Here is a 20,553-nt window from a genome sequence, read left to right as displayed (position 1 = left end):
CGCCATTGGTTTTCTTAAAGAGGTTTTAGAAAACCGTTCACTTCTGCCACTCTCCGAAACCCCTTACCCACAAAGGAGACCATCATGGCCACATCCCCGATCGCCCGCCGCTCCCTCCTCGCCGCTGGCGGGGCCGCCTTCGCCGCCGCCGCCGCAGGATGTGGCGGCGGAAACAAGGCCGCCATCAAGGACGCCACGAACGAAATTGGCGACGACCCGAAGAAAATCAAAGGTGCAATCACCTACGCCTACTGGGATATCAACCAGGAGGCCATGCTCACCGACGTCATGAAGGCCTTCAACAAGAAATACCCGAACGTCAAAGTCCAGCTGAACATGGTGCCGTTCAAGGACTACTTCACAAAGCTCCGCGCGCAGGCTTCGTCGAAGGCTCTCCCCGACGTGTTCTGGATGAACGGCCCGAACTTCCGCTCCTACGCTGAGAACGGCCAGCTCGCCTCCCTCAAAGCCCTCGTCGACGACGGGCTCATCGACCCGAACAAATACCCGAGCGCACTCGTCGACATGTACACGGTCGACGGCGAACTCTTCGCGACGTGCAAAGACGTCGACTGCGTAGGCATCTGGTACAACAAGAAGCTTTTCGACCAGGCCGGCGTTGCCTACCCGGACGAAACCTGGACACTCGACACCTACAAGGAAAAGGCACTCGAGCTCACCGACAAGCTTCCCGACGGCGTGTGGGGCTGCGCGGAGGTCTTCTCGCGCACCGCTTCCTACTACCACTCGATCGCCATCAACGGCGGATGGGTGATCTCCGACGACAAAAAGAAATCCGGCTACGACGACCCCAAGACCATCGAGGGCGTGAAGTTCTGGCGCGACCTCATCGAGATCGGCGCATGCCCCAGCCGAGAGTTCCTTGCCGAAAACTCGTGCTACGGCATGTTTGAAGGCGGCCAGGTAGCCATGCAGTGGTCGGGCAACTGGCGCGTTGGCGCACTCATCGGGTCCTCCGTGAAGAACGACTGCGCCGTCGCCTACCTCCCCGGCGGCGACGACCGCAAGACGGCCGTGCACGGCCTCGGCCACGTGATCTCTGCAAACACCGAGAATCTCGCTGCGTCCCAGGCCCTCGTGACCTTCCTCGCGGGTGAAGAGGCCGCCAAAATCAGCGCGGAATCCGGCATTGCGCTCCCCGCTCTCGAAGGCACCCAGGATCCATACGTCGATGCTCAGCCCGGCTATGACCTCAGCGTGTTTGTTGACCAGGCAGAAAACTACGCCGTGCCCTTCCCCGTCTCCAAGACCTGCCCCGAATGGGAAGAGCTCGAGGGCGAACACCTCTCGAAGGTCTTCGACGGGGAGATCTCCGCAGAAGAAGGCTGCAAGGCACTCGCGAAAGCCATGAACGAGGTGCTCAAGAAGGAAAATAGCTAAACCGTCACACGCGCGCACGCGCACTGGCCCGCCTCCCCTGTTGGGGAAGCGGGCCAGTAGCGTAAAAGGAGGTACCGCATACGGCATGCAACCGTCGGAACCCAAGCCCTAACCGGGCTCAGACGCGCAGCTATCCCTTAACCGAACCCTCCGTGAGGCCACCACGCCAGAAGCGCTGCAACACGAGAATGAGGATCGCGAGCGGGATCACCGACAGCAGCGCGCCGCCGGTCGTGAGCTGGAAGAACTCCGGCAAACGGTCCGTTTGCGCGCGCCAGTTATCGAGGCCCAGAGTGATCGGGTAGAGCTTCTCGTCGGCAAGCATCACGAGGGGCAGGAAGTAGTTGTTCCAAATCGCCACGAATTGGAACAGCAGGATCGTCACCACCGCCGGCGTGAGCTGAGGAAGGGCAAGCCTGTGGAACAGCCCAATCTCGCTCACGCCGTCGAGACGCCCCGCCTCAAGCATCGAATCCGGAACGGCCGCACTCGCGTAGATTGACGCGAGGAACAGACCGAACGGGCTCACGAGCGACGGAATAAGCACGGCCCAGTACGTGTTTGTGAGCCCCACGCTCGAGAACAGGAAAAACAGCGGGAGCGCGGTCGCGGTGCCCGGCACGAGCACACCACCGAGCACGAACGCGTACACGGCCCTGCGGCCGGGGAAGCGGTATTTCGCGAGCGCATACCCCGCGGCGACCGCGAAGTAGGTCGCGAGCACCGAGCCCACTCCCGAATACAGAAGCGAGTTGAGCGCCCAGCGCGAGAAGATCCCGCCATTGGCCGTGAACACAGCCTTGAGGTTGTCGAACAGCAGGAACTCTTTGCCAAACCAGAAGCCGCTCGTACCAAACAGGTCCTCGGTCGACTTCGTCGCGTTCACGATCACCCAATAGACCGGCACGAGGAAGTACATCGCGACGATCGCCAAAAGCGCCGTCACAATGATCGTCGTCGCCGGCTTGCGGCCAGCCGAGCGGGCACCCGAACGCTGATCCCGCTCAAGGCGCATAGCCTGCTTCTTCCTCGAACGTTCGCTGACGTGCGTCGTTTGCGTAGCGCTCATCGCTTCCTCTCCGCCCACGAGGAGACCCCGAGAGCAATGGCCGAAAGAACAAAGGCCGAGACCGCGATGATCACGGCCTGCGCCGCCGCCATCCCAACCTCGTTGTACTGGAACGCGTACGCGTAGGCGCTCATATTCGGCGTGTACTCGTTCGTGATGCCCGAGCTCATCGTCATCAGTAGGCGAGGCTCCGCGAACAGTTGGAGCGTGCCGATGATCGAGAAGATGATCGTCAGCAAAAGCGCCGGCCGAATGAGTGGCAACTGAATGGAGGTCACGATCTTCAAGGGGCCGGCCCCGTCGATGCGGGCGGCCTCGTACAGCTCACCGGGAATGGCCTTGAGCTGGGCGATGATGATGAGCATGTTGTAGCCCGTATACGTCCAGGTCACGATGTTCGCGATCGACCACAGCACCATGTCTGGGCTCAGGAAATCGGCCTCAATTCCCACGAGCTGAAGCGCATCAACGATGGGGCTCAGACCCGGGATATACAGGAACGACCATAGGATAGTGGCGATCACGCCCGGAATGCCGTAGGGCAAAAAGTAGGCGCTTCTAAAGAATCCCGGCCATTTCGCCGCGGCACTTTCGAGAAGGAGCGCGAGGATCGTTGCGGCGACGATCATGACGCTCACCTGCACGACGCCGAAGAGGATCATGCGCCCGATCGAGGCCACAAAGTTCTGGTTCGCGAGCGCGGCGATGTAGTTATCGAAGCCCGCGAACGAAGTCTCGATACCTCCCTCGCCGAGGAGGCCGTGGCGCTCCACGGTCGTGAAGCTGTAGCCAATCGCCATGATGATCGGCACCACCATCGTGCCGATGAACAGCACCAAAAACGGTGCCATAAGTACCCAGGGTGCCCACTTCGATTTCATCGCGCCTCCTCCGCGTTGAGGCCCATGCCTTGCATAATCTCGGTGATGTCTTTCTGAGTGACCGCAAGGAGGTCCACGAGGGGCTGCTCACCGTTGATCGCTTTCGTCATTCCGGTGCCCACGACGTCCATGAAGCGCTGCATAAGCGGCGCCCACGTCCATTCGAGGTTCTGCCCCTCGGCCATGGGCACCATGACCTCTTCGTTGTAGTTTTGGCCCGAGAAGAACTCTGACGGTTGTGTGCGGGACTCACCGATGTAGTCCGCCGACGGCGACCAGCCGATACCGCAGTTCTCGATCATCGCGTCGATTCCCTCGGGGCTCGTGCACATCCACGTGCAGAATTCGAGGGCCTCGGCCGGGTGCTTACTCGTGGAGAGGATTGCCGCTGACGAGCCGCCGTGGGCTCCCGAGGCGTAGCCATCACCCCACGTTGGCATGGGCGCGACGGCCCACTTACCTTTGGCGCCAGGCACCGCTTCGATAAGGGCGTCGCTCCACGATCCGGAGATCGTGCTGAGGACCTTGTCGTCACCCGTGGCCGCCATCCACGGCGTCGAAAACGCGCCGTATCCGGTTCCAACGAGGTTGTCGGCGAGGATGCCATCCCAGAACTCGGCGACCTTGAGCGATTTCTCGTCGGTCATGTTGATGATCCATCCATCGCCCTCGGGCTTGAACCACGTGGCACCCGCCTGCATGGCCCACATGACGAAGTAGGAGCCGTCGCTCGGATCGAGGGTAAAGATCGTCTTACCCGCATCCTTGACGGCCCCCGCAACCTCGCGGAACTCGTCCCATGTGGACGGTGGCGTAAGGCCAAGCTCCCCTTCGAGCACTTCGCGGTTGTAGAAGTTTGCGACGGGGCCCGTGTCTTGCGGAACGGCCCACACGGACTCGCCCACTTGCGCTTGCGCGAAAGCGCCCGGATCAAATTTGTCTTTGACAATCCCGTAGCGAGAGAGGTCCACGAGGGCGCCCGCGAGCGCGAACTCGGGGACGGAGCGGAGCTCAACCTGCGCAATGTCGGGGCCGCCCCCTGCGGCTACAGCGGAGAGAAGTTTGGCGTAGCCGCCACTTCCGCCGCCGGGTATCCATGAGGCTTCCACGTGGATGCGGTCTTGGCTCTTGTTGAATATGTCAGCGACTTTTTGAAGGTCTTTGACCCATGCCCAGTAGGTGAGCTTTACGCGATCCTTCGACGGTGGGATTGTGGCTTCGGCGTTCACCGAGCCGGGGTTTGGTGGGGCGCAGCTCGCGAGGGCACCCGCGAGTGCGGCGCCTGTTCCGGCGAGCGCGGTACGCCGGGTGATGGGTTTCATGGGACCTCCTTGTCGATCCGCAACGGTGCGGCCCTCGACGTCGGGTCGGCCAGCACCCATGCGGCCTGCATCACATTTCATCATACGCTCACCCTTCGAGACCTGGGTAAACGCCACGCCATCCAACCGAAAAGGTCGAAGAAAGGGGCCGCGGCGTCGCTAGTTTTGACGCGCTTGACGGGCTACCTCCACCCCGAAAACCGAGCAGCTGAAAGAATGGGGCCATGGCTGAATTGGTGGATGTCGCGCCCGGAGTCCTCGTGCACACCTCGCGCAACGAGTCACTCAATAGCGTTGTGCTCGCCTCGATCAGCGAGGCGATGCTCATCGATCCGGGATGGGAGGTCGATGAGCTCGACGACATCGCCGCCCAACTCGACGAACGCGGCCTGAGCGCCCTTTCGGGCTTCGCCACCCACGCCCACCACGATCACGTCCTATGGCATCCGGCGTTTGGCGATGTCCCACGACTCGCCTCTGAAGCAACCGTGCGCCTGGTGGATGCCGATCGCGCCCGCCTCCTCGAGCGCGCCGCTGCGGACGACCCAGCCCTCGATTCTCGGCCCGACATCGCCGGGCTGCTCGGCCGGCTCTACCCCACCCCACAGGCTCCGGCCGACGCCCACCGCACGTGGCTCCCAAAGGGTGCGGCACCGGATGGTTTTGAGCCCGAATTGCTCACTCACGACGCCCACGTCCCGGGCCACACAGCGCTATGGCTACCCGACCAGCGCATCCTGATCGCGGGCGACATGCTCTCGAGCATCGAGCTCCCTTTGCCCGATCTCGACGGCTGCGACTATCGCGCACGCGTGCTCCAAAAGCGCAGCTTCGACCCTTTCCGCGCCTACCTCGATGCACTCTCGCTGCTCGAGCCCTACGCACGTGAGGCGCGACTCGTCGTTCCTGGCCACGGCCCCCTTGGCACCGATGCGCTCGACAGGCTCGAGCGCGATCGGGCCTATCTCGCGTCGATTCTCGAGGGCGGCGATCCCCGCGATGAACGCCGATCGATGCCGCGCATGGAGGCGTGGCACGCGCGCCTTCGGGAGGCAGTAGGGCGCGGGTAACCGTCGGACCCTTCTTCCGTGTGGAGAAAAATTCGCAGGCATGCGCGAAAGCAGGGAAATAGCGCAGGTATCTACACGTCGATTACGCGAGGCACAATAGGGAAACCCCCGGCCTGCCTTCACGAGGCACAACCGGGGGTCAATCCCTTTACCCTTATCCCCGCACGACGAGACCCCACTTTGCGGGATCCGTGCGCGATGCATTAAGGCAACTACGTCTGCCTTGAAAAAACCGGGAAATGGGCTCACGATTGGCTGTATTTCCTGCAATTCCCCTCGGAAGCGCAACAAACTGCCTGGTCAGCGCCTTGAGCGAGTCGCGAAATATTACGCGAGTCACACCATCCGTGCGCCACTTCGCGCCACTCACACCCCTGCGCGCGGGCCGGGCGCGTCTACTCGCGCGGCCCGCGCGAGGCCGACGCCACCCACTCCAAGAATGTGCTAACTTCATCAATACGTGGCCCGGCTCACGCGAATAACGTGACCTCTGAAACCTCAAGCTGCAATGGACCAAAGTCCCGCCTACGCTTAAAGCGTCACAGACTCAACGCTGGTCTTTTCGGCGTTTTCGCCGCGGGCCAGGCGAACATCCGCGAAAGGGATGAAACTCCATGGCGAAAAAGACACTCGCCCAGCACACCGTCGATCAACTCGTTGCTATGGGCGTCGAGCGCATTTACGGCGTTGTTGGCGACTCCCTCAACCCCATCGTGGATGCCGTGCGCACGACCAAGGGCATCGAATGGATCCACGTGCGCAACGAGGAGGCCGCGGCTTTCGCGGCAGGCGCCGAGGCCCGCGTCACGGGCAAGCTCAGCGTATGCGCCGGCTCGTGCGGCCCCGGCAACACGCACCTCGTTCAGGGTCTTTACGACGCCCACCGCGACTCTGTTCCGGTTCTCGCGATTGCGTCGCATATCCCTAGCGAAAAGATCGGAACCGGCTTTTTCCAGGAGACCCACCCCGAGCTTCTTTTCAACGAGTGCTCGGCCTTCTGCGAAATGGTCAATTCGGGCAACCACGGCGCACAGATGCTTCATAACGCCGCGCAAACCGCGCTCGCGAAGAAGGACGTTTCGGTCCTCGTGATTCCCGGCGACATCGCCAGCCAGGAGGTCACGATTGAAGCGACCCGCACCCTCACCACGACCTTCGGCGCAATCCAGCCGCAGGCCTCGGTCGTCGAGGACCTCGCCCGCCTCGCGAACTCGGCTAAGAAGATCACCCTCTTTGCCGGGGCCGGTATCGAGGGGGCGCGCGCGGAAGTCCTCGAGCTCGCCGACACCCTCAAAGCGCCCATCGGACACGCTTTCGGCGGCAAAGAATTCATCCAGTACAACAACCCGTTCGACGTGGGCATGAGCGGCCTGCTCGGCTACGGCGCCGCCTACGAGGCAACCCACGAGTGCGATCTTTTGATCCTGCTCGGCACGGACTTCCCGTACTCGGAGTTCCTTCCCCGCGAAGGCAAGCCGAAGGTTGTGCAGATCGACGCCGACGGCTCGCGCCTCGGCCGCCGCGTGCCTCTCGATCTGGGTGTGCACGGCGATGTGGCCCTCACGATCCGCGCGCTGCTGCCCCAGCTCAAGCAGAAGAAGAACCGCTCGTTCCTCAACTCGATGCTGCGCAAGCAGGAGAAGGAGCTCACGCACGTCGTCAACTCGTACACGAAGCGGGCGTCGCGCCTCAAGCCGATCCACCCGGAGTACGTTGCGAGCCTCCTCGATGAGTTCGCGGACGACGATGCTGTGTTCACGGTCGATACGGGCATGTGCAACGTGTGGGCCGCACGCTACATCGAGCCGAACGGTAAGCGCCGCATCTTCGGCTCGTTCCGTCACGGCACGATGGCTAATGCCCTCCCCCAGGCGATCGGCGCCTCGGCCGCACAGCCGAACCGCCAGGTCATTTCGATGAGTGGCGACGGCGGCCTCGGGATGCTCATGGGCGAACTTCTCACGGTGCGCCTGCACCAGTTGAACACGAAGATCGTCGTGTTCAACAACTCGAGCCTCGGCATGGTGAAGCTCGAGATGCTCGTGGCGGGCCTTCCCGATTTCGAGACTGACCACGATTCGGTGAACTTCGCGAAGATCGCCGAAGGCGCCGGCATTCCCTCGATCCGCATTGAGAACCCCAAGACCCTGCGCAAGGATCTCAAGAAGGCCCTCGCGGCACCTGGCCCGATGCTCATCGACATTGTGACGGACCCCGACGCGCTTGCGATGCCTCCGAAGATCACGCTCGAGCAGATGAGCGGTTTTGCGACCGCGGGCGGAAAGATCGTGCTCGAGGGTGGCGTGGGCAAGATGGTGAATCTTGCGAAGTCGAACGTGCGTAATATTCCGCGACCCGGAGCGTTCTTCTAAGAACTCTCGCGAACGCGTAAGGCGAAAGGCGGTCTCCTTTAGGAGATCGCCTTTTGCAGTTGATCTGCGGCGACGCGCACGGCCTCGAGCATGTCGAGGTCGCGCGAGGAGTCACTTCCCTGCCAGGTGACGGCCACCGCGGCAACGGGCCAGCGGGCGCCGTCAAAAACGGGAAGCGCCACCGAGCGGTGCCCCTCGAGAACCTCACCGTTTTCCACGGCGTAGCCGCGCGTGCGTGTGTCGCGTGCGTCAGCGAGCGCGCGCGCCACGGGGAACGCGGGGCCCACCTCGGCGCCGAGGTGGGGTTCGAGAACCGTTTCGCCGGTAAAGACGGCGGCGAGCTGATTGGCGGGTAGGGCGCTGAGAATTGCCCGCCCACTTGCGGTGAGGTGGGCGGGCACGCGCACGCCGACGTCGGTGGGGTAGGAGGCGGGTTTGCTGAGGCGCGCTTCGACGACGTAGAGCACGTGGCGGCCCTGAAGCACGGCCACATGCGAGATTTCGCCAACTCGATCCGTGAGACGTTCGGTCACGCGCTTGCCGAGGCGAGCGAGCGGAGCCTGCCGGGTGTAGCCGAAGCTGAGTTCATAGGCGGATGGGCCAAGGCCGTAGGCGTGCAGGTCCGAGTAGTGGAGAACGAAGCCCTGATCGAGGAGTTCGGCGAGGATGTCGTACGTGCTCGAGCGCGGAATATCGAGTTCGCTCGCGATGCGCGAGGCGGCGATGGGCCTCGAGCGCTGCGCGAGGTAGGTGAGGATCCTCAGCGTTGAGGCGGCTGCGGGTACTTTCGACGGCATAGGGCACACACTATCGGGCGCGCCTGGAGCGAATCTATTTGGATACAGTCCATCCGCCCATAATGGTGGGTGTGAACACCATGAGCAGCACCAAAAGAAGTCCGTGGCAAGGCCGAGTCGACGGCGAGGGGACGGCGCATGCGCGCTGGCATCAGCGCGTGTCGCTCGTGAGCGAGGATCGCCCGCCCGAGAGCCCGCACGTGGCTCTCGCGGGTTTCGCCTCGCACGAGGGGGTGCGCCGAAACCACGGTCGCGTAGGAGCCGCCGAAGCGCCGGCGGCACTGCGTTCGGCTCTTGCAAGCATGGCTCTTCACGGCTCGCTCGCCTCGGGTGAGGTGGCTCTTGCCGACTGGGGCGATGTTGCAACGATCGGCGAGGCTCTCGAGGAGGCGCAAGCGGCGATGGGGAGCCTGACGGCCACCGCGCTCGGCACCGAGGGCAACCGCCTCACGCTCGTGCTCGGTGGCGGCCACGAGACCGCATGGGCGAGCTACCTCGGGCTTCGCGAGCACCTTGGCGGCGAGGGATCCGACGCTTGCCGCCTCCCGTCGTGGGGTGTTCTCAATCTCGACGCTCATTTCGATCTGCGCAGCGCCCCGACCCCGACGAGCGGGACTCCGTTCTTGCAGATGGCTGAGGCGGAGGCGGCCGAGGGGCGCGCCCTCAATTACGCCGTGCTCGGGATCGCGGAGCCGGGCAATACGCGCGCTCTGTTTGAGACTGCCGATGCGCTTGGGGTTGAGTACCGCACGGACCTGGAGTGCCTTGAGATGGGTGCCGAGGGCGTCGCGCGGTTCGTCGAGGAGTTCGCCGCCCGTATCGACGTTCTCTACCTGACGATCGACCTCGACGTGCTGCCCGCCCACACGGCGCCCGGGGTGTCGGCCCCGGCGGCGCTTGGCGTGGATTTGCCGATCATCGTGGCGGCGGTGCGGGCCGCTGCGCGCACCGGGAAACTCTCGCTCATGGACATTGTCGAGCTGAATCCGCGCTTTGACGTGGATGGACGCACCGCGAAGTCCGCGGCCCGGCTCGTGAGCGAGGCCGCGCACATCCTCGCTCGCTGACTAGGATGTGACCTAACCCCCTTCCCTTCGCGCGACTGGAGCTGTTCATGAGCACTCACGCATCCTCCTCCCCCACGCGTTCCACGAGCCCGGGGCTCATGGAACGCCAGGGCATCGAGATCGTCGCTGAATCCGAGCGCACGGCGAAGCCAAGCGACCTGTTTTGGCCGTGGTTCGCCGCAAACATCTCGGTGTTCGGCATGGGCTACGGCAGCTACATCCTCGGTTTCGGCGTGAGCTTCTGGCAGGCCACGCTCGTGACCCTCATCGGCATCCCGATCTCGTTCTTCCTATGCGGCCTGATCGCGATCGCCGGCAAGCGCGGGAGCGCCCCAACGATGGTGCTCTCTCGTGCGGCGTTCGGTGTGCATGGCCAGAAGGTTCCCGGAATCGTCTCGTGGCTCACCTCGATCGGGTGGGAGACGTTCCTGTCGATCATGGCGGTTCTTGCGACGGCAACCGTGTTCTCACGCCTTGGCCTTCCCAGTGGCACGCCCGTGCTCGTTGCCGCGACGGTTGCGGTTGCTGCGCTCATCGTCGTCGCGAGCGTGCTCGGCTATCACACGATCATGAAGCTGCAGTCGGTTCTGACGTGGATAACTGGCGCCATCACGATCCTGTACGTGCTCCTCACGTTCTCTCACATCGATGTCGACGCGGTCCTCGCCGTCCCGAACGGCACGCCGCAGCAGGTCATCGGCGCGCTCGTGATGGTCATGACCGGCTTCGGCCTCGGCTGGATCAATATCGCCGCCGACTGGTCGCGGTACCAAAAGCGCGAGACCTCCGATGCCTCGATCATTTGGTGGAACACGCTCGGCGGTGCGATCGCCCCGGTGCTCCTCGTGTTCTTTGGCGTGCTGCTCGTCGCCTCGGATCCCTCACTGAGTGGTGGCATCGTGAATGATCCGATCGGCACGCTCGCCTCGATCCTCCCGATCTGGGTGCTCATCCCGTTCTGGCTTACGGCGGTTCTTGCACTCGTGTCGGGGGCCGTGCTCGGCATCTACTCCTCGGGCCTCACGCTGCTGAGCCTCGGCATTAACATCCCGCGCCCCGCCGCGGCCGCGATCGACGGCGTGATCCTCACGGCGGGCACCATTTACGTCGTGTTCTTCGCGCACGACTTCCTCGGCCCGTTCCAAAGCTTCCTCATCACGCTCGGTGTTCCGCTCGCGGCATGGGCGGGCATTCTTATCGCCGATATCCTCACGCGCCGCGTGGACTACGACGAACAGGCATTGTTCGATGCACAAGGCCGCTACGGCTCGGTCGATTGGATCTCGATCCTCACACTCATCGTGTGCTCCGTGCTCGGCTGGGGGCTCGTGGTCAACGGCTTCGCGGAAGCGGCGGCATGGAACAACTGGCAGGGCTACCTGCTTGGTCCGCTCGGTGGGCGAGATAGCAAGTGGGCGGACGCGAACCTCGGCGTTCTTCTCGCACTCGTCCTCGGCTTCGCTCTCACGTTCGTGCTGCGCCGCGGAACGATCCGCCGCCAGGAGTGGGCATGAGTACGGCGCCGACGCCTTCCGGCGTCACATCGGCTTCGCATTCTCGCGGCGTTCCCGGCGACGATTTCTCGGATGCGTGGCTTCTCGTCATTGATCCGCAGGTGATTTTTGCCGAGCAATCGTCGGACTGGGCCTCCCCCATGTGGGAGGCGGCCTGGGCGAATATCGCGCGCCTTGCGGAGGGGTTCGAGGGGCGCGTGATTCTCACGCGCTGGATTCCGACGGCGGACCGCTCGACCTCGTGGGGCGAGTATTTCGAGGCGTGGCCGTTTGCGGATGTGCCCGCGAGCGATCCACTGTACGACCTCACCCCCGAGGCGGCCGCGCTCGACGCCCCACACGTGATTGATGAGCCAACGTTTGGCAAGTGGGGCGCCCAGCTCACGGCGATTACGGGCGGGAGTCCGCATCTCGTCGTGGCGGGAGTGTCGACCGACTGCTGCGTGATCTCGACAGTTTTGCCCGCGGCCGATTCGGGTGCGTGGATCACCCTCGTCGGCGATGCGTGCGCAGGCTCTGACCAGGGAAATCACGAGCGGGCGCTCTCAATCATGGGGCTTTTTGCGCCGCAGGTGCGTATCGCTACAACGAACGAGGTGCTGTCCCTGGGTTGACGGGAGGAGGCTCCCTATGTTGTTAATGATAGCGACTCTCATTAACAACCGTTGCTCGCGTTTTTCGCCGGGCGACATAGAAAGGTGCTCCCTTGGTCCAGACAGCCACGGCGCCGGCGCGCACTCGCGCCGCGTTGCGCGCGCTCCTCGCGGCGTTCGCTTCGCTCGCCGTTATTCTCATTCCTCTCGGCTCGGCGCACGCCGCCGGGCGCCTCGTGATCGATTCCGGCCACGTCGATGCCTTCAACGTCACCGCTAAGGGCGACGCGCTCAAGCTCGACCTCAAAGAAGACGTCACGGGCTCGCACAAGACACACGCTGCGGAAGACGTCGAGCTTCACGTGAAGTCGGCGGCTCTCACGGACGTGCCCAAAGGGTGGCCCGGAGAAGGTAAGGGATATGCTCTTCCGCTAACGCAAGACCCGAATCTGCTGTGGCCCGGATGGGACACACTGGGGGCACAAGGCACGGGCTTCGATGAGTCGATCAAGCTCAAGTTCGACAAGGTTGAAGGCCCCGGCAAGATCCATCTGTTCAGTCAGGCCACTTTCCAAGGCGCCACCCCCCTCCTCGAGAACAACAGCACGGAACTTAAAACCGGTTCCATGCTCAACCAAGCTAAGTTCGCACACACCCACGCCAACTGGGTCTTCACGAAGCCCGGCGTGTACACGCTGACCCTCCACGCCGAGGGCACGAAGGGCGGCAAGAAAGTCTCCTCGAACAAGGCGACCTACACCTTCACCGTGGGCGATGAGTTCAAGGGCAAGGCCGACGCCAAGGCTGAAAAGCCGGCACCGGCTCCTGCCCCCAAACCGGAGGACTCGACGACACCGAAGAAGCCGTCGGACGAAGCACCGGCTCCGGCTCCTGAAGCTCCCGCGAAGCCGGAGAAGCCGTCGGACACCGCACCCACCGCGGAAGCGCCTGCGCCGAAGGACTCCACCAAGCCTGCCGCGCCCGCAAATCCCGCACCCGCGGATGAGTCGAAGCCTCGCACTTCCGCACCGAAGGCCAAGGCGCCGGAAAAGCCCGCCGCACCCGCGCCGAAGGCGAAAGCTAAGGCTAAGGCTGCGGCCCCGGCTAAGGAGGCCAAGGCCAAGCCCGCTGCTCCCGCGGCACCGGCGATGCCGGAAGCCCCCGCTAAGGAAGAGCCGAAGGCGCCCGTGTGCACCGCGACCGAAGTCGTGCGCGACGCCACGCAGGACGAAATCAAGGCCGCGACGAGCACCTCCAAGGCCAAGGCCGGCGGCTCCTACACGATTCCCGCAAACACGCACGTGCACCCCAACTGGGTGTTCTCGAAGCCCGGCACCTACAAGCTGACGATCCGTCAAAGCGTCAAGGGCAAGGATGGCAAGAGCTACTCCGACACCTCGACCCTCACGTTCAACGTGGGTAGCAGCTCCGGCGCAACGAGCGGCCACTTCGACTTCGGTTCACGTTTCGAGAACGGCAAGCTCATCTCGTCGATCAAGGACGACCGCAAGTCACCCGCGCAGTGGGTTGAGCCCTCCTCCATCTCGTTCGGCCTCGGCAATGCCGCAAAGGCAAAGGCACCCGCGGGCATCGAATACATTGCCCCCGCAGGCTCGGACGTGTGGATGATCGGCTCGACTCAGGCCCCGAGCGTTCCGTGGGTCGGCGCGAACTCGATGCACCCCTCGATCATTCAGAACACGACCGGCGAAATCACGCAGACCCTCGTGTCCGCGAGCGGCCCGGGCAACGTGGGCGTGTTCACCTCGGGCAACTTCGGCCAGATCGTTGGCCAGAAGTGGTACTCCTCGACCGCCGGCTCGGGCTCGAGCGTGAGCGCCGCAAAGGACCGCAAGAGCGCGAAGATCGGCCAGATCTTCAAGGACGGCAAGGGCTACAAGATCGTCGACCTCAAGGGCAAGACCGAGGACGGCGCCGACTGTGACCTCAGCGCCGACCAGATCGTGGAGGCGGGCGGCTCCGCCGACTACGCCAAGTCCGTGACGGGCGACGCTCCCGCGGGTGACTCCGCTTCGGATCTTCCGCGCACGGGCGCTGAGGTGACCGGCCTCGCCGGCACCGCCGCAGCGCTCATCATCGTGGGCGCTGGCACGGCAGTGGCGAGGCGCCGCTTCCAGTGACCTCCACCCCTAAACTGCGGCGGCGCTCCGTGCTCCTGGGCGCCGCCGCCTGCTCTCTCGGCGCGATCATTCTGCCTGGCCGCACCGCGCGCTCGAGCGAGGATCCTCGCCCGCGCGTCGTGGCAACGACCGGCATTCTCGCCGATCTCGCAAAGAACGTCGCGGGTCCCGATGCACTCGTCACGTCCCTCATCCCCGAGGGTGGCGACCCGCACTCGTTCGAGCCTCTCCCCCGCAACGTCCGCGACATCGCCTACGCCGATCTCGCGCTGTCGAACTACCTCATGCTCGAGGAACAGGCGCTGATCCGCACGATCGACGCGAACCTTCCCGCAGGCTCGACGCATCTCGCACTCGCCGAGGAAGCCTCGACGCGCGGCGCCACAATCATCCCGCTCGTCGAGAACCGCTCTCTTGACACGGTGTGGCTCGGCCTTCGCGTCGCGGGCCGCGAACGTGGCGCCGGGCGCCTCACGCAAGTACGTCTCGCCCTCACCGAGAGCGACGGACCCGGCGCCCTGCACGGGTACGTGACCGGAACATTCGGGGAGCCCCAGCGCGTCTTTGATTCGTCCGACGGCGTCTCAGCCCGCACCGATGCCATCGACCTTCCCATGGATGCCCACACGCATATGAGCTGGGCCTTTACTAAGGCAGGCGTGTATCGCGCGCGCTTTAGGGGAACGTGGAGCGGTGGTGCGCTCGGCGCCGAATCCTCCGCCGAGGGCGACGTCTGGATCTGCGTCGGCATCTCCCCCGAGGAAGCGGCGAAAAAAGGCGCCCACGCCTCCCTTGCGAAGCGACAAGTGATTTCCGCGGGCCACGCCGACATCACGGTCGACGTTCCCTCTGGCGCGCTCGTGATGCGCATCGACGACCCCGAAGCCAACGGCGGTACGCGCGACATCGCGCTCGACGACATGGTGATCCACGTGCCCCCGAAAGCGTTACTTCCGGTCCCCGCCGATCCCGCCTTCCGATTCATCGCCCGCGGCGGAACAGACGTCTACCAGCTGCCGCAGGCCGTCCTCGGCAAGCACGTGCACGGCGAGATCGACCCGCACCTGTGGCAAGACGTCACGAACGCCCAGGCCTACGTCGAGGTCATCCGCGACCACCTGTGCGGCCTCGACCCGGACCACGCGGGAGGATACCGCTCGCGGGCGGCCACATACTTGCGCGAACTCGACGACGTCGACTCCTACGTCCAGCGTTCGATCGATTCAATCCCGAAGGCCGGCCGCGAACTCGTGACGACCCACGACGCCTACGGCTACCTCGCGAACCGCTACGGGCTTCGTATCGCCGCCGTCGTCTCCCCTTCCCCGGGGCAAGAGCCTTCCATCGCGGACCGCCGCCGCCTCGCCGCGACTCTGCGCGACCTCGCCCCGAAAGCGGTCTTCCTTGAAGCCACAGCGGGACCGGTATCGACGAGCCTCGTTGATGCCGCCCGCATGGAAAAGATTCCCGTCCAGCCCATCTGGGGCGACTCCTTCACGCGCGAGGTCAATACCTACGCCGCGATGATGAGGGCCAACGCCGACTCCCTCGCGAGGGGGCTCGGTGGAAAACCCCTGGGCGATGGCGACCGGCAAGCGTCGGAATAAAACCCTCCTACCAACGAAAGATGAGCTCATGACTTCCCGTTCTTCTCGCGCCCTCACGCGGCGCCACTTCGCGGCCCTCGGCGCCGGCGCACTCGGCGCCCTGGCCTGCGCCCCCGCTGCCCTCGCGGCCCCCGCACGGCCCCTCCCGCTCGATCCGACCGACGGCGCGACCGACGGTGCCGACGACCCGGCTCTCAAGCAGAAAGTGAGCGATGACGAGAAGATCGTCGAGGGCGAGAAGGTCGTGATCGATGCGCATCACGTCGATCTTGGCCCGCGCCTCATCGACGGTGAGTGGATCTTCGCCGCGCGTGACGACACGGGGGAAACCCCCACGTGGCGCATGCTCGAGGACATCGTTTTCCAGGTCCATGACCAGGGAATTCTTCCCGTTCCGGACGATGAAGCGTACTCGTTCATCAAGGCCGAATCTGGCTCTGAGGTATACGTCGTGCCCCAGACCGAAGTGTCGGGCGTCGTGTGGCTCGGGTGGAATACGCAGGATCCCGCAGTCGTCAAAGCATGCCCGCGCGGCGTCACGCTGCGCTTCACGCACGTGTCCGGTCCCGGCCACTTCAGCCTGTTCCTCCAGCCGGGCAACTTCGCGCCGCCGCAGCAGCTCGCCGATGGCGACACGCTCGAGCAGACCCCCGCCGACGTGTTCGTGGACATCAACACGCACACGCACGCGAACTGGGTGTTCACGAAGCCCGGCGTGTATCTCCTCGCCGTGGAGGCGATGGCCGAGGGCGAGGTCGGCACGAAGTACTCCGCTGGCGGCACCCTGCGTTTCGCGGTCGGCGATGCGACCGCGCCGGATGAAGCGATGCAGGCGACGCCCGCGTGGGGCAACGACGGTGCACCGGCCGCGGGAAGTGCGAGCGATGGCGGGTCCGACGCCTCCTCGGCTCCCGGCGCCGCGAAGGATGACGCGAAGGCTAAGCCCTCGAAGGGCGCTGCCGATGACGGCGCGAGCGAAAAGACGAGCTCGAACTCTCTTCCGTGGATCGTGGGCGGCGGCGCCGCCGTGGTTGCTGCCGCGGGCGGCGGAGCCTACGCGCTCAACAAGAAGAAGAATGAGCGCGCGCGAGCCGAAGCCGAAAGCGAAGCCGCAGGCACCGGATCCTCGGCTGCGAACCAGCCGGGCGAAGGTGGCAGGAAATGACCTCCGCCCTCAGCGCACACCCGCGTGAGGCGGCTGGCGCGACCGCGGCGGGCCACGCGGATCGCGCACGTCCGCTGTCGTGCTCGCAGCTGCGCGTGAATCTCGGTGGGCGCACGGTCCTTGACGACATCAGCCTCGATATCGAGGCGGGAAGCGTCACGGTGCTGCTCGGACCGAATGGCGCCGGTAAAACCACCCTCGTGAAGAGCCTTCTCGGGGTGCTCCCCCTCGCTTCGGGATCCGTCGAGGCGCGTGGGGAACGTGCGTACGTTCCGCAGCGCAGCGAAATGGAGTGGGATTTCCCCGCGACCGCGCACGACGTGGTCATGCTCGGGCTTATTCGCAAGCTCAGCCGCTGGCGCTCCCCCGGGAAGGAGCACTACAAGGCCGTCGCGCACGCCCTTTCAAAGGTCCGCATGGACGCCATGAAGGATCGCCCGATCGGTGAGATGTCGGGCGGTCAGCGCCAACGCGTCATGATCGCTCGCGCACTTGTGCTCGAGCCTGCCGTTCTTTTGCTCGACGAGCCGTTCACGGGGCTCGATATGCCCTCGCAGGAACTCCTGAGTGACCTGTTCGTGTCGCTCGCGCGCGAGGGCTGCGCCGTGGTCATGTCGACGCACGACCTCACGCATGCGCTGCACGTCGCCGATCGCGTGGTGCTGCTCAATCGCCGAGTGATCGCCGATGCCCCGCCAAGCGAACTGCGCGACCCCGAACCGTGGCGGGAGACCTTCCGCGTTTCCGAGCACTCACCGCTTCTCACGCACGTCGCCTCCGCGGTCGACGCCGAATCGAAAGACCATTGATGCTGACTCCTCTCGACTTCCTCACCGACCTCACGAACCCGCAGCTGACGTTCCTACCGAAGGCTCTCGTCGTGTCGATGCTCGCGGCGCTCGTGTGCGCCGTTGTGGGCACGCACGTGGTGCTGCGCGGCATGACGTTCATCGGCGACGCTGTCGCGCACGCGGTGTTCCCCGGGATTGCGGTGGCGTTCGTGCTCCAGGGCTCGTTCCTCGTGGGCGGAATCGTCGCGGGCGTCATCACGGCGATCCTTATCGCCGTTTTCGGTAACCATCACCGGTTGCGAAGCGACGCCGTGATCGGCGTGTTCTTCGTCGCGGCGTTTGCACTCGGCATCGTGGTCATGAGCCGCGCCCCCGGCTACGGCGGCTCACTTTCGAGCTTTTTGTTCGGGGCGATCACGGGCATCGAGGATTCGGCGCTCGTCACCTCAGCGGTGTTCACGGCGATCGTGCTCGCCCTCCTCGTCATCCTTCACCGTGATCTCGTTGTCGTCGGCATGGACCGCGGCTACGCCGCGGCGCTCGGCCTGCCCGTGATGCTCCTCGACATCGCCCTCTCGGTGCTCGTGACCCTCGCGGTCGTCATGAGCATCCACACGATCGGCAACATCCTCGTCCTCGCCCTGCTCGTCACGCCGGCGGCCTCGGCGCGGATGCTCACCGACCGGATCATGCCGATGATGGCGTGCGCTGCGGGCATCGGCATGGGCAGTGCCCTGCTCGGCGTGTACTTCTCGTGGGCGCTCGATCTCCCGACGGGCGGCACGATCGTGCTTGTTGCGACGGCGATCTTCGTTCTCTCGTGGGCGCTGAGCCCCCGCCACGGGGTGCTGCGCAACAAGCGCCGGGGCGAACTCGATAACGGCGCCGAGGGAACGGAGCTCGAGGCGGCGGTCTAGGGCCGGCTGCGGCTTCCGTAAGGGCCGGCGCGCCACGGCTTCGGCGCCCCGCCCCTTCCCTTCCCTCCCCTTCCCGTCCCTTCCCTTTCCCGGTCTAGGAAACTAACCCCAACGTTTGCGGCGCTATTCGCCATCTTTCCACCGCGAATGTTGGGTTGAGTTTTAGCTACCGGCGACGGCTATCCCGCCGACGGCCACGGGCGGTTTTCTAGCCCGACACCTCTCGCTTCCTGCAGCGCCTTTTGCCCTATCGAGCTGCGGCCGCATCTCTCCTCCCGGGAATTGCCGCTTAGCCCTCTTGGGGCGGCGACATCGCCGACCACCGGTGATGGATATGCGAATGTGGCGGGGGTTCGGGATTTTTCCCGGTCCCCCGCCACATGTGTGCGAGTCAGGGATGAAGCTTTAGAGCCTCATCGCCTCGGTGCTCACTTCTGCGAGCGTGACCTCCGGCGCCATGCCAATGCGCCTACGCCACCGAGCACGAGAAGTGCGGCGAGGCCAGCAGTCGCGGCAATCTCGGCACCTGTGCGAGGCAACGGCAGGCTCGGCTCCGACGGCTTGCTCGGGTGAGCCGGATTCGCAGACTTAGCCGGCTCCTCAGGCTGACCAGGCTCCGTCGGATCCTCAGGCTCACCAGGCTGCACAGGCTGACCCGGCTGCTCGGGCTCACCCGGCTCACCCGGCTCCTCAGGGTTGCCCGGCTCCTCGGGATTACCCGGTTCCTCAGGCTGACCAGGCTGCTCAGGCTCCTCAGGGTTGGTCGGATTGGTCGGATCGTCCGGCTTACCCGGATCCTCAGGGTTGCCCGGATCCGTCGGGTCCTCAGGGTTGCCCGGCTCCTCAGGATTACCCGGCTCTTCCGGCTTGCCCGGTTCCTCAGGGTTACCCGGCTCTTCAGGCTTACCCGGTTCCTCAGGGTTACCCGGCTCCTCAGGGTTACCCGGCTCTTCAGGATTGCCCGGCTCTTCAGGATTGCCAGGTTCCTCAGGGTTGCCCGGCTCCTCCGGCTTACCCGGATTCGTCGGATCCTCGGGGTTGCCAGGTTCCTCCGGAGTCGGCTTGTCGCAGTTGCACTTGGAGCCCACGCGGATCTTGCGCGGTTGCGGATCCTTAAGAACCTTCTCGGATACTTCCGGATCGCCTACTGGCTTACCGTTTTCGAGCTTCCAGGTCTTGGTGATTTCCTTCTCGCCGAAGGAACCAGCCTGGTCCTCAACCACCTTGCCGACCTCGAGGTTCGGGTCGTACTCGATGAGGGTGTCGTACGGGGTCTTCTCGGTGTGCTTATCGGTGAGCTCGGTCTGGTTCTTGGCCGGACCAACCTCGACGATGTGCTTGACCGGATCGCTGATCTTCTCGGAGGTGTCCTCCGTGGAGACCTCACCGTTTTCGGCGTTCACCTTGACGGTGTGCTTGACCTCGCCCTGCTTGCCTTCCTGGACAACCTTGGTTTCACCAGGCTGGAGGTCAGGGTTGACGCGTACTTCGACTTCGAACGGAGTCTTCTCAATCCACTCGAACTCGGTGGAGGCAGGCTTGCCCTTCGTACCGACCTTGATGATCTTCTTGACCGGATCGGTCACACGCTTGGTTTCGGTCTTGGAGTCCACAACCTTCGAGTTCTCGATGGTCAGGGTAGTGGTGACCTTGTCCTTACCGAGCTGGCCTTCCTGAACAGTTTCCTGCTTTCCGGCTTCCATCGTGTCATCGAAGATGACCTCGGTCTCGAACGGCACGTCCTTTTCGTACTCAGTCGTGTGAGTACCTTCGGACTTGGTGCCGACGCGGATGATCTGCTTGACCGGTTCCTTGGTGCGTTCAGTCGTCACTTCGGGGTCGCCGG

Annotated in this window: 16 protein-coding genes; 11 read left to right on the top strand and 5 right to left on the bottom strand. The window is 64.4% G+C overall.

Going from position 1 to position 20,553, the window contains the following annotated elements; genetic code table 11:
• Positions 1 to 84: 84 nt before the first annotated feature.
• The gene (locus DEHOM01_RS02810; RefSeq protein WP_061211411.1) at positions 85 to 1,401 is read left to right on the top strand and encodes an ABC transporter substrate-binding protein; all 1,317 of its coding nucleotides are present in this window, start codon (positions 85 to 87) and stop codon (positions 1,399 to 1,401) included.
• A gap of 130 nt (positions 1,402 to 1,531) precedes the next feature.
• On the opposite strand, the gene DEHOM01_RS02805 is transcribed toward DEHOM01_RS02810, so the two are convergent.
• Genes DEHOM01_RS02805 through DEHOM01_RS02795 form a run of 3 tightly spaced genes read right to left on the bottom strand, consistent with a single transcriptional unit; the run spans position 1,532 to position 4,673 of the window.
• Positions 1,532 to 2,470: a carbohydrate ABC transporter permease gene (locus DEHOM01_RS02805; RefSeq protein WP_016663457.1), complete on the bottom strand. Its 939-nt coding sequence runs from the start codon at positions 2,468 to 2,470 to the stop codon at positions 1,532 to 1,534.
• Positions 2,467 to 3,351 carry a carbohydrate ABC transporter permease gene (locus tag DEHOM01_RS02800; RefSeq protein ID WP_061211410.1) on the bottom strand — a complete coding sequence of 295 codons (885 nt, stop codon included), beginning with the start codon at positions 3,349 to 3,351 and terminating at the stop codon, positions 2,467 to 2,469. Before DEHOM01_RS02800 ends, DEHOM01_RS02805 begins: the two co-directional genes overlap by 4 nt.
• The gene (locus DEHOM01_RS02795; protein WP_061211409.1) at positions 3,348 to 4,673 is read right to left on the bottom strand and encodes an ABC transporter substrate-binding protein; all 1,326 of its coding nucleotides are present in this window, start codon (positions 4,671 to 4,673) and stop codon (positions 3,348 to 3,350) included. Before DEHOM01_RS02795 ends, DEHOM01_RS02800 begins: the two co-directional genes overlap by 4 nt.
• Positions 4,674 to 4,897: 224 nt before the next feature.
• Here DEHOM01_RS02795 and DEHOM01_RS02790 point away from each other — a divergent pair, with 224 nt between their 5' ends.
• Complete coding sequence (locus tag DEHOM01_RS02790) at positions 4,898 to 5,743, top strand: MBL fold metallo-hydrolase (RefSeq protein ID WP_061211408.1); 846 nt, start codon at positions 4,898 to 4,900, stop codon at positions 5,741 to 5,743.
• A gap of 614 nt (positions 5,744 to 6,357) precedes the next feature.
• A complete protein-coding gene (locus tag DEHOM01_RS02785) occupies positions 6,358 to 8,115 on the top strand; it encodes a pyruvate dehydrogenase (protein ID WP_061211407.1) in 1,758 nt (585 codons plus the stop codon).
• Positions 8,116 to 8,153: 38 nt separating this feature from the next.
• On the opposite strand, the gene DEHOM01_RS02780 is transcribed toward DEHOM01_RS02785, so the two are convergent.
• Positions 8,154 to 8,912 (bottom strand): IclR family transcriptional regulator, encoded by a 759-nt coding sequence (locus tag DEHOM01_RS02780; protein WP_061211406.1) that lies wholly within the window; start codon positions 8,910 to 8,912, stop codon positions 8,154 to 8,156.
• A 62-nt stretch (positions 8,913 to 8,974) separates the two neighbouring features.
• Here DEHOM01_RS02780 and hutG point away from each other — a divergent pair, with 62 nt between their 5' ends.
• From hutG to DEHOM01_RS02740, 8 genes are all read left to right on the top strand, one after another.
• Positions 8,975 to 9,979 (top strand): formimidoylglutamase, encoded by a 1,005-nt coding sequence (gene hutG / locus DEHOM01_RS02775; RefSeq protein WP_061211405.1) that lies wholly within the window; start codon positions 8,975 to 8,977, stop codon positions 9,977 to 9,979.
• Positions 9,980 to 10,026: 47 nt separating this feature from the next.
• Positions 10,027 to 11,493: a purine-cytosine permease family protein gene (locus DEHOM01_RS02770; RefSeq protein WP_061211404.1), complete on the top strand. Its 1,467-nt coding sequence runs from the start codon at positions 10,027 to 10,029 to the stop codon at positions 11,491 to 11,493.
• Complete coding sequence (locus DEHOM01_RS02765) at positions 11,490 to 12,107, top strand: cysteine hydrolase family protein (RefSeq protein WP_082738672.1); 618 nt, start codon at positions 11,490 to 11,492, stop codon at positions 12,105 to 12,107. Before DEHOM01_RS02770 ends, DEHOM01_RS02765 begins: the two co-directional genes overlap by 4 nt.
• A gap of 92 nt (positions 12,108 to 12,199) precedes the next feature.
• Entirely contained in the window at positions 12,200 to 14,227 is a 2,028-nt protein-coding gene (locus DEHOM01_RS02760) for a choice-of-anchor M domain-containing protein (RefSeq protein WP_061211403.1), read from the top strand.
• Positions 14,224 to 15,834 carry an anchored repeat ABC transporter, substrate-binding protein gene (locus tag DEHOM01_RS02755; RefSeq protein ID WP_217997995.1) on the top strand — a complete coding sequence of 537 codons (1,611 nt, stop codon included), beginning with the start codon at positions 14,224 to 14,226 and terminating at the stop codon, positions 15,832 to 15,834. The genes DEHOM01_RS02760 and DEHOM01_RS02755 overlap by 4 nt, the downstream gene beginning before the upstream one ends.
• Positions 15,791 to 16,999, top strand: a complete 1,209-nt coding sequence (locus tag DEHOM01_RS02750) for a choice-of-anchor M domain-containing protein (protein ID WP_156468292.1) — start codon at positions 15,791 to 15,793, stop codon at positions 16,997 to 16,999. The genes DEHOM01_RS02755 and DEHOM01_RS02750 overlap by 44 nt, the downstream gene beginning before the upstream one ends.
• Complete coding sequence (locus DEHOM01_RS02745) at positions 16,996 to 17,808, top strand: anchored repeat-type ABC transporter ATP-binding subunit (protein WP_156468291.1); 813 nt, start codon at positions 16,996 to 16,998, stop codon at positions 17,806 to 17,808. The genes DEHOM01_RS02750 and DEHOM01_RS02745 overlap by 4 nt, the downstream gene beginning before the upstream one ends.
• A complete protein-coding gene (locus tag DEHOM01_RS02740; RefSeq protein ID WP_061211401.1) occupies positions 17,808 to 18,707 on the top strand; it encodes an anchored repeat-type ABC transporter permease subunit in 900 nt (299 codons plus the stop codon). Before DEHOM01_RS02745 ends, DEHOM01_RS02740 begins: the two co-directional genes overlap by 1 nt.
• A 428-nt stretch (positions 18,708 to 19,135) precedes the next feature.
• Here the strand turns inward: DEHOM01_RS02740 and DEHOM01_RS02735 are convergent.
• The coding region (locus DEHOM01_RS02735) for a G5 domain-containing protein (protein ID WP_156468290.1) at positions 19,136 to 20,553 on the bottom strand (1,418 nt) is incomplete at its 5' end.

The organism is Dermabacter hominis NBRC 106157 (assembly GCF_001570785.1).
GTDB classification, from domain to species: domain Bacteria; phylum Actinomycetota; class Actinomycetes; order Actinomycetales; family Dermabacteraceae; genus Dermabacter; species Dermabacter hominis.
This window is presented reverse-complemented; position numbering and strand designations above follow the sequence as displayed.

Bases quoted from the DNA above. Each gene is read 5' to 3' on its own strand.
- DEHOM01_RS02785 (WP_061211407.1), top strand. From the start codon at position 6,358: ATGGCGAAAAAGACACTCGCCCAGCACACCGTCGATCAACTCGTTGCT.
- DEHOM01_RS02790 (WP_061211408.1), top strand. From the start codon at position 4,898: ATGGCTGAATTGGTGGATGTCGCGCCCGGAGTCCTCGTGCACACCTCG.
- DEHOM01_RS02745 (WP_156468291.1), top strand. From the start codon at position 16,996: ATGACCTCCGCCCTCAGCGCACACCCGCGTGAGGCGGCTGGCGCGACC.
- DEHOM01_RS02770 (WP_061211404.1), top strand. From the start codon at position 10,027: ATGAGCACTCACGCATCCTCCTCCCCCACGCGTTCCACGAGCCCGGGG.
- DEHOM01_RS02805 (WP_016663457.1), bottom strand. From the start codon at position 2,470: ATGAGCGCTACGCAAACGACGCACGTCAGCGAACGTTCGAGGAAGAAG.
- DEHOM01_RS02765 (WP_082738672.1), top strand. From the start codon at position 11,490: ATGAGTACGGCGCCGACGCCTTCCGGCGTCACATCGGCTTCGCATTCT.
- DEHOM01_RS02810 (WP_061211411.1), top strand. From the start codon at position 85: ATGGCCACATCCCCGATCGCCCGCCGCTCCCTCCTCGCCGCTGGCGGG.
- DEHOM01_RS02800 (WP_061211410.1), bottom strand. From the start codon at position 3,351: ATGAAATCGAAGTGGGCACCCTGGGTACTTATGGCACCGTTTTTGGTG.
- hutG (WP_061211405.1), top strand. From the start codon at position 8,975: ATGGTGGGTGTGAACACCATGAGCAGCACCAAAAGAAGTCCGTGGCAA.
- DEHOM01_RS02795 (WP_061211409.1), bottom strand. From the start codon at position 4,673: ATGAAACCCATCACCCGGCGTACCGCGCTCGCCGGAACAGGCGCCGCA.
- DEHOM01_RS02740 (WP_061211401.1), top strand. From the start codon at position 17,808: ATGCTGACTCCTCTCGACTTCCTCACCGACCTCACGAACCCGCAGCTG.
- DEHOM01_RS02780 (WP_061211406.1), bottom strand. From the start codon at position 8,912: ATGCCGTCGAAAGTACCCGCAGCCGCCTCAACGCTGAGGATCCTCACC.